General features: G+C 67.3%; 11 protein-coding genes. 6 read left to right on the forward strand and 5 right to left on the reverse strand.

Annotated features, from left to right (window positions below; translation table 11 throughout):
- Positions 1-265 precede the first annotated feature (265 nt).
- The gene (locus tag KZQ38_RS11930; RefSeq protein WP_308258352.1) at positions 266-1,819 is read left to right on the forward strand and encodes a transcriptional regulator; all 1,554 of its coding nucleotides are present in this window, start codon (positions 266-268) and stop codon (positions 1,817-1,819) included.
- Here the strand turns inward: KZQ38_RS11930 and KZQ38_RS11935 are convergent.
- The 3 genes from KZQ38_RS11935 to KZQ38_RS11945 form a co-directional block, all read right to left on the reverse strand.
- Positions 1,808-2,158, reverse strand: a complete 351-nt coding sequence (locus tag KZQ38_RS11935) for a signal peptidase I (protein ID WP_308258353.1) — start codon at positions 2,156-2,158, stop codon at positions 1,808-1,810. The two genes, KZQ38_RS11930 and KZQ38_RS11935, sit on opposite strands and share 12 nt — an antisense overlap.
- Positions 2,155-3,723 (reverse strand): transcriptional regulator, encoded by a 1,569-nt coding sequence (locus tag KZQ38_RS11940; RefSeq protein ID WP_219441178.1) that lies wholly within the window; start codon positions 3,721-3,723, stop codon positions 2,155-2,157. Before KZQ38_RS11940 ends, KZQ38_RS11935 begins: the two co-directional genes overlap by 4 nt.
- 132 nt (positions 3,724-3,855) lie before the next feature.
- On the reverse strand, positions 3,856-4,239 hold the full coding sequence (locus KZQ38_RS11945) for a helix-turn-helix domain-containing protein (RefSeq protein ID WP_219441180.1): 384 nt from the start codon (positions 4,237-4,239) through the stop codon (positions 3,856-3,858).
- A gap of 154 nt (positions 4,240-4,393) precedes the next feature.
- Here KZQ38_RS11945 and KZQ38_RS11950 point away from each other — a divergent pair, with 154 nt between their 5' ends.
- The 3 genes from KZQ38_RS11950 (at position 4,394) to KZQ38_RS11960 (ending at position 7,255) form a co-directional block, all read left to right on the forward strand.
- Positions 4,394-4,585, forward strand: coding sequence for a helix-turn-helix domain-containing protein (locus KZQ38_RS11950; RefSeq protein WP_219441181.1), 192 nt, complete (start codon positions 4,394-4,396; stop codon positions 4,583-4,585).
- Between the two features lie 113 nt (positions 4,586-4,698).
- The gene (locus tag KZQ38_RS37025; RefSeq protein WP_308258354.1) at positions 4,699-4,884 is read left to right on the forward strand and encodes a WhiB family transcriptional regulator; all 186 of its coding nucleotides are present in this window, start codon (positions 4,699-4,701) and stop codon (positions 4,882-4,884) included.
- A 313-nt stretch (positions 4,885-5,197) separates the two neighbouring features.
- Entirely contained in the window at positions 5,198-7,255 is a 2,058-nt protein-coding gene (locus tag KZQ38_RS11960) for a cell division protein FtsK (protein ID WP_219441183.1), read from the forward strand.
- An 819-nt stretch (positions 7,256-8,074) separates the two neighbouring features.
- Here KZQ38_RS11960 and KZQ38_RS11965 read toward each other — a convergent pair.
- On the reverse strand, positions 8,075-8,374 hold the full coding sequence (locus KZQ38_RS11965) for a hypothetical protein (protein ID WP_219441185.1): 300 nt from the start codon (positions 8,372-8,374) through the stop codon (positions 8,075-8,077).
- A 592-nt stretch (positions 8,375-8,966) separates the two neighbouring features.
- Here KZQ38_RS11965 and KZQ38_RS11970 point away from each other — a divergent pair.
- Both KZQ38_RS11970 and KZQ38_RS11975 read left to right on the forward strand, forming a co-directional pair.
- On the forward strand, positions 8,967-10,244 hold the full coding sequence (locus KZQ38_RS11970) for an MFS transporter (RefSeq protein WP_219441187.1): 1,278 nt from the start codon (positions 8,967-8,969) through the stop codon (positions 10,242-10,244).
- 66 nt (positions 10,245-10,310) lie between these two features.
- Entirely contained in the window at positions 10,311-10,493 is a 183-nt protein-coding gene (locus KZQ38_RS11975) for a hypothetical protein (protein WP_219441189.1), read from the forward strand.
- Positions 10,494-10,653: 160 nt separating this feature from the next.
- Here KZQ38_RS11975 and KZQ38_RS11980 read toward each other — a convergent pair whose 3' ends face one another.
- Positions 10,654-11,484: a S1 family peptidase gene (locus tag KZQ38_RS11980; protein ID WP_219441191.1), complete on the reverse strand. Its 831-nt coding sequence runs from the start codon at positions 11,482-11,484 to the stop codon at positions 10,654-10,656.
- Positions 11,485-12,168 lie beyond the last annotated feature (684 nt).

A 12,168-nucleotide genomic window follows, 5' to 3' on the forward strand; every position in this document is an offset into this window, starting at 1 on the left:
CGGGATGTGCGGCCCACAGCCGTTTCTGGACCGACCGGGACGGCTCGATGTGGTGCTGTCCCGTGTCCCGAGGAAGGTTTGTGCAGGTCACGGCAGTGACGGGGTAGGTGGCGTTGGGACGGGTTGGGTGCTGGTGGGACGGGTGGAATCAAACGGTCTGCGGCCTGTGCGAGACTGAAATCAACGACTGGTCAGCGCCCTGTCAGCTCGACTGATCTTCGAGTCAGCCATACGGAAGGACGCCGCTATGCGGATGCCTCGCACGGTGCTTGAGCAGAAGATCCGCGAACGACGCATGACCTTGGAGGAGTTCGCCGAGTTCGCCGAGACGTTCGCACGGGAACGCGGCGAGCCGGGGACGCTCGGGCTGCGGCATCTTCACCGGCTGGTCGCCGGCCGCAAGTCGTCCGGTGAACCGCTCGGGCCGGTGCGGCAGGTGACCGCTCGACTGCTGGAGAGCATCTTCGAGACGGGCATCGAGGAGTTGCTGTCAGCTCCATCCGCGGTCGAAGCGGTCGGCCTAGAAGTGAGTGCCGAACCTCCTGGCCGTGCTGATCTGGAGATCGCGGCGGCGCTGGAGTGGTTGGACGAGCGGGCCGGGTGGGCGGCCGGCATGAGTCGGGCGAAGGTTCGTGCGCGGGTTCGAGAGTCCGATCCCGGCGCCCTGCTTGATCAACGGGCGTGGCGGGCGAAGGTTGGGCGTCGGCAGCTCGTGAGGGCACTTGACCGGTATTACGACGCATCCGCGAGTGGGCACGGCATGTACCGCGTGCGCTACGGCGATGAGGAGGTCGTGACTACGGTCTTCGGTCGGCCTGACTGGTGGGACGGAGTGGCCGCGCTGGATGGCCAAAGCGACCGGTTGGTGTTCAACACCGAAGCGTTCATGCCGAGAGGAGTCCTGAGCGCTCGCGGCGTGGAAGCGGCTGTTTACAGGATTGCCGAGTCCGCCGCGCTTGGTGTACGGGTCGCCAATCTGCCGCTGTACCGGTTGTTGAACGTGCAGGTTGGCGAGGTGCTGACGGGCACTGTCGGGTTGGCACCATTCATCGAGTACGCGCTGACGGTGGATCTGCTCGAACGTGAGATGGTGGACGCGGTGAGCCGTCGGCATGGCGGTTTGCCGTTGCGGGACGAGTACCTACCGGATGTCGGAGCGGTGCTTGATCCGGCCGGGCGGGTGTGTGCGGGCGGGGTGGTGGCGCTGTGTGCGATCGCGCGGCCTCGGGACCGGTTCCGCGGTGAGCCCGACTTCGCGTTGTTGGTGCAGGAACGGTCCGGAAGCGTGCTCAACGCCGCTGGGCGGCTCGCCGTGATTCCCAAGGGATTCCATCAGCCGCTCAACGATGTGCGGGCGGATGTCCAACTCGGGGCCACCTTGTTGCGCGAACTGGAGGAAGAACTGTTCGGGAGGACCGAGGTCGACACGACCAGCGGAGAATGTCGAGCGGCTGCTCCGATGCATCCTGCGCGGTGGTCCGAGCCGATGAGGTGGCTGGCGGAAGAACCCGGTCGGCTGCGGCTGGAGCGGACCGGGTTCGGGTTCAACCTGGTGAGCGGCAACTACGAGTTCGCCAGCCTGGTCGTGATCGAGGATGAGGAGTTCTGGCCGCGCTTCGGTGGACAGGTGGAGGCAAACTGGGAAGCCGTCGGTTTGCAGCTCTATTCGAGTCTGGACGGTGGGCTGATCGGGGACTTGATCGCGCGCGAGTCTTGGAGCAATGAAGGGCTGTTCGCATTGCTCCAAGGACTGCGGCGGTTGCGGGAGATCGGCGGGAAGCGGGTCGATCTGCCCGAGGTTGAACTGTCAGGTTTGTGACGGCCAGCGGACGGTCATGACGGTGGACTCGTCCAGAGCTTCCCATGAGTGGTCGACGCCCGGACCCCACATGATGTAGTCGCCAGGGCGGGTCATGGTGGAATTTCCCTCGGTGGTGTCCACGCGGAAGCGACCCTGAACGAGGATGACCAGGGTGGTGCGCTGGTCGTCCGCTGTCCAGTCGGGGCGCTTGTCGCCAGCGGGGTGGTTGGCCCACTTGACTTCCACGTCCTTCTGCGAACGGACGCCCTGGGAAGGGTCGATGAAGTGGCCCACCAGCCAGCCTCTTGTTCCGCCGGTGTCCTCGTTGGCGTTTCCGGCCTGCCAGTTGGCGGTCACTTGATCTCCCATTCGACGGTTGGCAGGATGACGCGGTCCTCGCCGATCTCCCGCAGTCGGCGGAGACCTTGGAGGAGCGCGAACAGCCCTTCGTTGCTCCACGCTACATCGTTGGCAAGTTCTGCCGACAGCTCCGCGTCGAGGCTGGAATACTGGCGCAGGTTTGAGGACTCCCAATTGGCGCGTACCTGGCCGCCGTACCTGGTCCAGAATTCCTCGTCTTCGATGACGATCAGGCTGGCGAACTCGTAGTTGCCACTCACCAGGTTGAGGCCGAAGCCGGTGCACTCCATGCGCAGGCGGCCGGGTTCCGCCATCAGCCAGCGCATCGGCTCGGACAGGTGGCTCGGGTGCATCGGGTCCGCGTGGCGCTGGTCGCCGATGGTGTTGTCGATGTCCTCGCGGCCGAACAGCTCCTCTTCCATCTCCCGGCGGAGTGTCGCTCCGATTTGGGCATCGGCTCGGAAATCGGTCAACGGCTGATGGAAGCCTTTGGGGATCACGGCCAGGCGGCGGGCGGCGTTGATGACGTGGCCTGAGCGTTCCTGGACCAACAGCAGGTAGTCCGGCCTGCTGCGGAAGAAGTCGGCGGGACGAGCGATCGCCGTCAAGGCGAGGGCACCACCGGCGCACAGGCGGTTCGACACATCGAGCACGGCGGACAGGTCCGGAAGGTAGGCGTCGCGCAGGGGCAGCGTTCCGCGGGTGGTCGGCTGGTTGGTGGTCAGCGCGTCGACCAGCTCACCTTCGAGCAGGTCCATCGTCACCACGTACCCCACAAAGCTCGTCACGCCAACGGAACCCGCGATGGCCTGTTTGCGCACGTCCACGTCGAGCAGTCGGAACAGCGGCATGTTCACCATGCGGTTGCCGAGCGCCAACGTTTCGGCCAACCGCTGAGCAGCGCGCCCGGCGGTCTCCTCGTCCATCGTCGGGCCGTCGTCCAGGGTTACGCCTGCGAGCTTCAGCCGGTCATGGCTGGGGGCCAAGGGGCAGTCGAGGTCGAGCCATGCCGGCTGGGTGAGCACCGTGGTGGTGGCGCCCACTGCGCCGAAGCGGGCCGTGTAACGGCCGTGCCCACCGGTCGGCTGGCCGTAGTAGTCGGCGAGTGCTCGGGCGGTGTCCCGCTGGCTGATCCGGCCCCGGCGAGCGCCCCGATCGTGCAGCGCTGGAACGTCCAGATGCACGAGGCGCGTGGCGACTTCACGCCGGGCGGTTCCTGGCTCCCAGTGCGCGTGTTCATCGAGCCAGTCCAGCGCGGCGACGATGGCCGAGTCCGCGCTGAGACGAAGCTCGGCGTCGGCCGCCGCGCCTTGCGGGAGGTCGAGGGGCGGCTCGTTGACGAGCGCGGCGAACCTCGCCTTGACCGCGGGGGCGGCACGGTCCAGCGCGGTGTCCAGGAGTTGCTGCATCTCCGACTTGGGCCGCAGGTCCGGCTTCTGGTGCCAGGACGCGACCGTGCGGACTCCGATGCCCAGGTGCTCGGCGAACGTTTCGTGGCTGAGGCGTAGAGCGGCCTGGAGTGCGGACGCGGTTCGGCCGGTCCAACCATGGTTCAGGCTCATCACTACCCCTGCGCATGATGTGCAGTGGACCTGCACTGGTTGTGCATCGGTGGTGCATGGGTTCCGGCCGCTGATCGCAGTGGAATTAGCGGCATGGGAAACAAGCACTCCGACCAGCGGAAATGCATTGAGCTATCGGCGATCGCGCACGTGTTCGAGCACGGTTGCGAGGTTCGACTTGAGGTCGTCGAGGCGTTGGGTGATCTCGATCAGCCGTTGCTCGACACTGTCCAAACGGGACCAGAGGCTGTCGGTCGGGTCCGTCACCGGGTCGTCTGCTTCCGGCGGCTTTCTGTTGTGCAGCACGGCATCGAGGTGTTGCGGGTGCCAGCCGAGGGCTGTGGACAGCGACTCCAGGGTGCGCGGACTGCGGCGGCGCTCGACGGTGTGGTGCTGCACTTCGCGGACGATCGCCTGGGAGACGTGCGAGCGTTCCGCAAGCTCGCGTTGACGCCAGCCCAGTTCGTTCACCCGCTGGTTGATGGCCTTGGCGACTGCCGCCCAGTCCTCCGACACGTATTCCTCCGCGCTCCGCCTGAACGCCGAGATTAGCCGCTATCCGCCGTTGCGTGGCGCGTACACGCAACGCGCGATCAGTCGCGTCGTCTGATGCGCTGAAATCACTGAGTTCGAGCTGAAATCATTGGCTTCAGGTTGAAGGGCTTATCTCATGCGTACTTCTCTGTCTTTCGGATTCACCGTTCGCCAGGCGGCTTGGCTGCTCGGCGTCGACCCGGCCACCGTTCACCGCGCCATTCGCGTCGGGACGTTGCCGCTGGTGCGCCGCCGCGGCCGGTACGTCATTCCGGCTCACGCGCTGGTTCGGCTGCTCGTCGCGCCTCGTACTGGGGGCACACCTTGAACTTGCCTGATCGGTTGCGGTGGGTGCCTACCGCTGTGCTCGCTGAGGTGGTCGAGCGGGATGGCTTGTGCATGTGGGCGCTTGCGGACTCGCCGCCATGGGCCGGTGCCGATATGACCGACCGGGAGTTGGCCGCGCGGATGTGCAGCGGCTGCCCGGTGCGGGCCGAGTGCCTGGAAGTGGAGTTGCGCACGGCCGGTGCGACCACGTTGGGGGTGTGGGGCGGGCTGTCGGCCGACGACCGCCGGGCGCTGTACCTCCTCTGGGCGCAGCGTGGTGATCGGGGGCCGCGTTCATGAACGCTCTCGGGTTGACCTCATGGCAGGTCGTGGCCGCTGTGGGTGTGCTCTTGGCGCTGTTGTGGGTGTGGCGTGCCGGTGCTCGCCGAGGTAAGGCAAAGGCCAGGGGTGACGTGGGGTCGGTGTCGTTGGCCGGTCGGGTGGTGCTGAACGCTGCGCTGATCGTCGGTGCTCAGTGGGCGTTGATCACCTGTCGGGTGAATGGGTGGTTGTTGCTGGTTGTGTTGGCCGGGCCAGCGCTGTTCGCGTCGTATGCGCTTACTCGGGCGTTGACTGTCACCACGTACGCGCCGCGGCGGCGAGGTGAACGGCGGTGAGCGAGCTTCTGCCCGTTGAGCGGGTGTACGACGCCGAACTTGTTGCTGAGCAGGCGAGCCTGGTTCGGCGGTTGGAGGCCCGCTGGCGGCGGTCACGGGCCGTGCCGCGTGGGCTGAAGACTCGGCGGGCGCTTCGCGGTGCGGTCGCGCGGTGCGGTCGATCGCTGGCCCGGTTCCCCGGTGCCGTCGTCCGGGGTGTCGTGGTTGCCGCGCGGGCTTGGCGTCGGTGGGTTCGGGTGCGGGACTACCGGGAGGCTGCCGAACAACAGGAGAAGTTGGCGGACAAGTTCGTGGAAATCCGTGCGCTGGCGTTGTTCCGGTGGAAGATGAGCGGCGCCGTCCTTGGTGGCGTGGCAGTTGCCATGGCCGTGCTGCACACGCTGTACGGCGCGATCGTGTTGTGGGCTGCGGCTGGTGTCACCGCGGTGGTGTTGGCGATAGCCGGGAGGCGCAAGGACGGGGCGTCGGGCCGGAAGGCCGTGCTCGCCGGCCCCCGCACGCTGACGTGGACGATGGACGCGAAGGTGTTGGTGGATGCGTTCCGGGACGCGAGGCTCATCGGTAAGGACGAGTCCTTGCGCCTGGTCGAGCGCGCACGACGGGTCGGTGACGGGTGGGCGCTTACGGTCGACCTGCCACCTACGCGCAAGGCTGTCGACGTGATCAAGCATCGGGAGGCGTTGGCTTCGGCGCTGGCGGTGGATGAGGTGCAGCTCGTTGTGGAGCGGGTGCGTGGTCGTGGTGGGCACGCCGGGCGGGTGTTCTTCTGGGTGGCCGATGAGGACCCGTACGCCGGTCCGCCGGTGCGGACGCCGTTGCTGGACGTGGAGCGGTGGGACGCGTGGCGTGCGGTGCCTTTCGGGCGTGACGCGCGGAACCGGCCGGTTGAACTGCCGTTGGTGTGGACGTCGTTGCTCGTCGGGGCGATTCCGCGGCAGGGCAAGACGTTCGCTGCTCGGCTCGCTGCTGCCGGGTTGGTGCTGGACCCGTATGCGCGGTTGTACGTGTTCGATGGCAAGGGCGGCAAGGATTGGGACGCTGCGGAACAGCTTGCGTATCGGTACGTGTGTGGGGACGAGCTTGGCCATGCCTACGCCGTGCGGGACCACCTCGTCGAGTTGGTGGCCGAGGTCCAATCACGGTACGCACGAATGGCCACATTGGACGATGAGCTGTGTCCGGAATCCAAGATCACTCCGGTGATCTCGCGGGACGTGGGCCTCGGGATGCCGATCACGGCGGTGGTCATTGACGAGGTGCAGGTTTACCTGGAGAACCCGACGCGGGAGGAGGTCGGCGGGAAGAAGACCACGCTCGGCGCGTACATCGCGGACCTGTTGACCTACCTGGTTCGCAAGGGTCCGGCGGCCGGGGTGGTGGTCATCCTGGCTACCCAGCGGCCGGACTCCAACACGATCCCGTCTCGGTTGCGTGCCGTGTTGGGATCACGGTTCGCGTTGCGGGTGATGGACTGGCGGGACTCCAACATCGTGCTCGGCGAGCAGATGAACACCCGCGGGTTCGATGCCTCGACCCTGCTGCCGGGCCACAAGGGCGTCGGCATCCTGCGGCCGGACGGGGAGACCGACGCCGACGTGGTCGCCATGACCGTGCGGACGTACTACATGCCGAACACGGACTGGCGGGCCATCTGCGACCGGGGCCGTGCGTTGCGGGAGGCGGCCGGGACGTTGGCCGGTCATGCCGTTGGCGATGACGCCGTGCGGCCGGTCGACTCGTCAGCCGTGGTCCAGGTGCTCGGCAGCGGCACCGGGTGGGTGGTGCCCGAACCGTTGGCGTCGGTCGTGGATCACCTCGGGGACGAGTTGGACGCACGGGAGTTCGTGCCCACCGCTGAGTTGGTCGAGGCGTTGGAGGTCGAGGCCACCGCGTTCGGGCGGGAGATGAGCGAGCTGGGGTGCCGTCCGGTGCGGCGGTACGTGCCGGACGGGGAGGGCGTGCGGCGGGTACGTGGCTACCTCACTGCGGACATCCGCGCGGCTGTTGATCGAGCAGGTGATGAAAGCGGCTCACTGAAGCCGGGTCAGCTATGACTACGGCCGACGACGTCACCGTGCACCTGCCGGACGAGCTACCGCCACTCACCCCTGTGACCAGTCGTGTACTCCTTGCCATACTGGTTGAGCTGACCGAGGTGGAGGTCTTGGGCGGGCCTCCCGGAGGAGGTGGCGATGGCTGCTGAAATCAGCCGGGACCCGTGGTCGACGCTGGACGAACTGCTGGGCGTTGAGGCGGTCGAAGCGATCGAAGACGGTATTGGGCCAGTGGCGGCTTATGGGCGGTGTTCGACCGAGGACAACCAGGACCCAGACGTCGCGTGGGTGGCAGTTCGGCAACGCGCGGAAGTCGGGGTGACCGGGCGATCGCCACGGGCCTTCAACCGGACGGGATTGCGTGCGATCCCGCAAGCCCGCCCATCCGGCGATCGTGAGCGTCGAGGACTTCACGCGGGCCACCTGCTGCGCAAGTCGAAGTCGGCCGGCGGGTTGAAGACGGCTCGCAGGACCGAGCGCGCCGAGCGACCCACGAAGCGGCCCTACCTGTTCCGTGGCCTCGTCCGGTGCACGGCGTCCGGCCGGAAGATGAAGATAAGCCCGCGCGCACGGCGGGTACTACCGGTGTCCCGCGCGGACGCTCACGCCCGGATCGCTGGCGCTCGCCTCACGTCCAGCTCCATAGGCGCGTCGAACTCGAACCGCGGTGTTGCCACATGGCGCATCTCGGTCCGTCCCACGTCCAGCGAGACCTTCAAATGGTGGACCAGTTTGAGCTGCGAGCCCGCGCCTAGGTCGAGAAGTCGGTTTCCTGCTTGGCAAGGGGGATGCCGTCGGTGAGGGCGTCCCGGGGCGGCATCACGTTCGGCGCGCCGTCGAGCACCAGGGCACGATGTCGCTGATGTGGGTGACGAGCCTGTCCAACTCGACCGGCTCACCATGGTCGTAGTGGACATTGACCAGTAGCTTGCCCACGGCGAAACGTTGACGGCGGCCGAACGGGTCCTCGAAGGTGCGCCGACAGTCGTCCAACGTGAGGCCGCCCATGGCGGTCTCACCCAGAATGCGCCGGGTGGCTCCGTCGAAGTTGCGGGACTCGGTGTCGGTATGAATGTCCGGAGCGCCCCTTTCTGCAGCACTCCCTCTGTTCTTCCGCACGCCGAGTACGTTGGCCTGCGCACCTACCCGCCCGCCGACGACTACGACGAGGCGTGGAGCACACGACGTGCGGCGCACGCTGTCGCCCCGCTCCGACAGCAAGGTCAACTACGCCCGGTCGTGCGGATTCTCGACATCGGCCACACGCGAGCAGATGCGTGCCCGGCTCGACCAACGTGCCCATCGCGCCAGGGTGCCGCCCGTTGTCGGTGATCCAGCCTTTCCTGACGATACCCATCTGCGGGTCTGGTTGCGCCGCCGCGAGTCCAAACGCCAGCCGACAAAGGACGACCGCCGAGCCGTTCATCACGGCTGGCACCGGCCACCGCGATCGACAAAGTAGGGCTGGCATTCCACAAAGCATGGGCAGCGGCCTCCCAGTTCGACCTGCTTGCCGGGTGAAGCGTGATGCTCGTTGATGGTTGGCGGAGGCCTGCTGTTCGACGGCGAGGTGCACGACCCGACGTCCGACGCATAGCCCGCCGACGTGCAGCTCGCTGTGATGCTTCGTGAGGCTGGGCGAGTTGGCGGCGGGGCAAGCCCTCGATAACGTCGCGGGGTTCACCATCGTCGACTGGACCGGAGTGAGGTCATGGCGTTACCAGCGAATGAAGGAACCAACGGCGAAGTCGACGTGCTCAGGGTCCCGAACTTCCGGCGGCTCTGGGCGGCGAACGGCTTCCGCTACTCCGCTGCGGAGGTCGCGGGTTTCGCGCTGCCCGTCACAGCTCTGGTCATCTTGCACGCCGAACCCTTCGCGATGAGCCTGATCTTCGCGTCAAGCCGACTCGGATATCTGCTGGTGGGGCTGCCGGCCGGGGTCTGGATCGACCGCTGGCGCAAGAAGATCGTGCTGATCCGGGCCGATTTCGTCTACTTTGCCGCTTTTGGCAGTATCCCTGCGGCGTATTACTTGGATCTGCTTACCGTGCCGCACCTGGTCACGGTGGCACTTGCGGTCAGCCTGGCCGGTGTGTTCTTCGAGATCGCACACAGCAGCGTGTTGCCGGAGATGCTGCCCAAGAAGCGCGTCTCGGACGCCAACGCCCGCTTGCAAACCTCGGAAACGACGATTCGGACGGTCGCGCCGAGTGCTGCGGGCGCGTTGACCCAAACCGTCGCTGCTCCCCTGCTGTACTGCTTCGCGGCGCTCTGCCACCTGGTGTCGGCGCTGCTGCTCAAGCGCATCGACCTGGCCGGCGACGTAGCCGGTCGAGCGCGGAAGAGCGAGCGAAACTTCCGCAAGGAGGTCGTCGACGGCCTGCGGGTGCTGATCCGCCAACCGCTCCTGCGACTGCTGGCCGGACAGGCGGTGCTGAACAACATCGGCGCGGGCATGCTGCTCACCATCATGCCGGTTTTTCTGCTCACCGATATCGGCCTGTCCACGCTGGTGTTCGGCGTGCTGTCCACGCTGGGGGCACTCGCCGGCCTCACCGCTTCACTGGTCGCCCCGCGGCTGCGGCGCCGGATCGGCGAGATCCGGATGACACTGGTCCTCTCCGCGCTGGCCCCGGTGGCGGTAGTCGCGGCACCGCTGGCGGCGGAGTTCCGGGACGTGGCGGTGGTGCTCGCCGCCACAGCCGAAGTCCTGATCGGCTTCGTGGCGGTGGGCAGGGCCGTCGCCGCAGCGGGACTGCGGGCCAGGGTCACCCCGGCCGAGTACATGGGGCGCGTCACCGCGGCGAACAGCGTGATCACCCAGAGCGCGACGCCGCTCGGTGCCCTGGCGGGGGGATTCGTCGCGACGACCTGGTCCACCACGACCGCGTTGTGGCTGGGGGTCCTGGAGATGTGCGTCCCGATCTTCCTGCTGCTGACGTCACCGTTGAGACGTCACCGAACCTTGCCCGCCGAATGGGAGGTGTGACTCCAGCGGCGGCCGACGTGAACCACGAACGAGCCGACTCGACCACACGATCGACTGGAGTAGCGCATGACCGCGTTGGAACAGGCGGCCGCGCACTACGAGGAGCACGGTTTCGCCATCATCAGGAACGTCATCCCGCCCGAGCTCATCGAGGAGGCGTCACCTCTGGACGGTCGGATGCGGCGCCCGTGGGGATACTCGCGCAGCAGCATGATCGCCACGACCGTCTCGACCTCGTCGCCGCTGTAGCGTTCCCAAGGCTCACGACCTGACATGCGCGCCTCCATCGTTCGATCTCCCCCCTCCCGCCCGAAGTACCGCGCGTCCTCGACCCGGAACGCGCCCAGGCCTCGGAACGGGCACGGCGGCGCGAGCACTCCGCAGCCTCGACCAGCGCCTCGGCCGGAATCTAGGCGGTGCCCGAACCCCGTTCAGCAGCCACCGTCATACCGATCACCGCGGCCAACTCTTCGCTCCACACCGGCGAGCCGCTGAAGCCCCGTGCGATACGCGGCCCGCCGTCGTCGGCCTGCACCTGCACCCACCCGGTGCCCTGCCGCTCGCGCAGGCTGCCGCCGACCCACACTCCGTCCTCACCGCCCGAGGGGAAACCCGGCACCCGGAACCGCTTGCCCCACGGGCGCGCAGCCGCACCGAGCGCCAAGGGTGTCGAACCCATCGGCGGCGATCCGGCCAACCGCAACAATGCGATGTCGCCCCGCCCGTCGGCGTGCACCGGCCGCCATACCTCCACCCGCGCAGCGACCGCCGGGACACCGGGTCCCATCGGGAAGTCCGCCCACACCGACCCAGGCGGTGGATCGGTGCCATCGCCGACCACATGCGCGCACGTGCACAGCAGGTCCGGCGCGACCAGGAATCCGGCACTCACCACCAGCCCCCGAGCATCGCGCACCCATACCACAGCCGACGGCAAACCACCCGCTGACGCCATCGTCCGATCCCCTCCGGTGATCAGGGCTCCATGGCGAATGCCGCTTTCACATTTCTGTAGGTAAGCCCGGCTGCGAGAATTGCGGACAACACCAGGACGCCGATTCTGGCAGGCAACAGTGCGCCGTCGAATCCACACGCCGGTATCCGGGCACGCGATCAACCGATCAGATGCAACACGAACGGTGATGCGCACGCTCGCCTCGCCGTCGGGTTCAGCATCCCCCGCAGTACCGTTTGGCGCAATGTCTGCGAAGCGGCAGACCTGCTCGACGGTGCGTCCCACGACCCCCGGGCCGCGAGTGAACAGGACGCCCGTCCGACCTACGCCGTCCTGGACACCCCCGGTCGACCGCGTCACGAACCAGAAGCCCTACTACGCGGGCGAACACCGCACGTCAACGGTCAGGCCCGCACTGACGCGGCCGGACGATCGGCGGGGTTGACGCCCTACCCGGCTCCGTCCACGACCTGACTGCCGCCCACAACCACGGCCTGGTCGACGTACCGGGCACCAACGACATCGCCACGTTCGCCCACAAGGCGCCCCACGGTGCGGCTGGGACGGCACGTACCGTATTCGAGCGCCACCCGAGTGCAGGGCCGCATCCGCGCCCTCGCGGCCGTGCCGTGTCGCTGTCCAAAAGCTGGGAAGTCCTCGTCACGCCGCACTGGTGTCCGCGTCGGACCACGGCGTACGTCGTGGCCATCCTCGTTCTGCACCACATCGAGACCCGACGCCACCCACGGTGAAAGGCTCGCCGAAGCATCGGCGGAAAGCAGTCAAGAACGCTGCCGCAGTCTCCTGTCCCCTCGAAATCGGGCGCATCGTCGATTCGAGCGAAACACCCACCTCCACAGCATCGACACCGACTACCGCATTGACGACCTCTCCGGGGATAGTCGGGCGAGCCGAGCCGCGTCGGTCTTGCTGGGTGGCCCGCGCAAGCTCAGCACCCGGATCTCACCG

Source organism: Saccharothrix obliqua (genome assembly GCF_019375475.1).
Lineage (GTDB): Bacteria > Actinomycetota > Actinomycetes > Mycobacteriales > Pseudonocardiaceae > Actinosynnema > Actinosynnema obliqua.

Excerpts from the sequence above, each read along its gene's own strand:
- KZQ38_RS11970 (WP_219441187.1), top strand. The coding sequence starts at position 8,967 with ATGGCGTTACCAGCGAATGAAGGAACCAACGGCGAAGTCGACGTGCTC.
- KZQ38_RS37025 (WP_308258354.1), top strand. The coding sequence starts at position 4,699 with ATGACCGACCGGGAGTTGGCCGCGCGGATGTGCAGCGGCTGCCCGGTG.
- KZQ38_RS11975 (WP_219441189.1), top strand. The coding sequence starts at position 10,311 with ATGACCGCGTTGGAACAGGCGGCCGCGCACTACGAGGAGCACGGTTTC.
- KZQ38_RS11950 (WP_219441181.1), top strand. The coding sequence starts at position 4,394 with ATGCGTACTTCTCTGTCTTTCGGATTCACCGTTCGCCAGGCGGCTTGG.
- KZQ38_RS11940 (WP_219441178.1), bottom strand. The coding sequence starts at position 3,723 with ATGAGCCTGAACCATGGTTGGACCGGCCGAACCGCGTCCGCACTCCAG.